This window comes from Vibrio sp. 1402 (assembly GCF_033340275.1).
In genome coordinates this window covers 1-572 of record NZ_JAWOWE010000517.1, presented here as the reverse complement: position 1 = coordinate 572, position 572 = coordinate 1, and the positions used below count along the sequence as shown (strand labels likewise).

The 572-nt window shown below is 45.1% G+C and carries 1 pseudogene; it reads left to right on the top strand.

The window, feature by feature from the left end:
- A pseudogene (locus R7044_RS27005) lies at nt 1-572 on the top strand (VRR-NUC domain-containing protein); the annotation flags it as partial.

Genomic DNA, 572 nt, shown 5'->3' with positions numbered 1-572 from the left:
GACATAGCACGTGATTACGAACGGATTGATGAGCTAGAGACCGCCCTATCTCTATTTGGCCAAACTCAGCTTACGCCAAGCCGAGAACGACGCGCACGTATCTATGACAAACTGAACCATGATGATTTATTTAGTGACATTGTCACAGAGATGCTTCACTCACCGATCGATGTGTCTGAGCTCGAAGTCGCACAAAAACTTGAGCAGCGGCTGAAACGAAAACAAGGTGAGAAAGTGCCAAGAGTGACAAAACCAACCTGTATGGAGTACCGAGTTGAACTGGATTTATCTCAACAGAGAGTCGAACTCGCCAGCAAAGCGCACTTTGAATCTTTAGGCTGGAGTGTGTTTTACGCCGAAAATGCACTGCTGAATGCATTACTTGGGCTCACTTTTTGGGATGCGATTTTCGCTCCCATTGAAGGGGCATTCATCAATGCCTATCAACACCGTCCTCTGGATTTGTACCATTCCGATTTTGTAGCAAAGCGCCAAGCACTGATTGATGAAGCTTTCGCACAGTTAAAATTGGGTAATACACAAGCGATTTTAGCGAAATACGATGAAAAGTT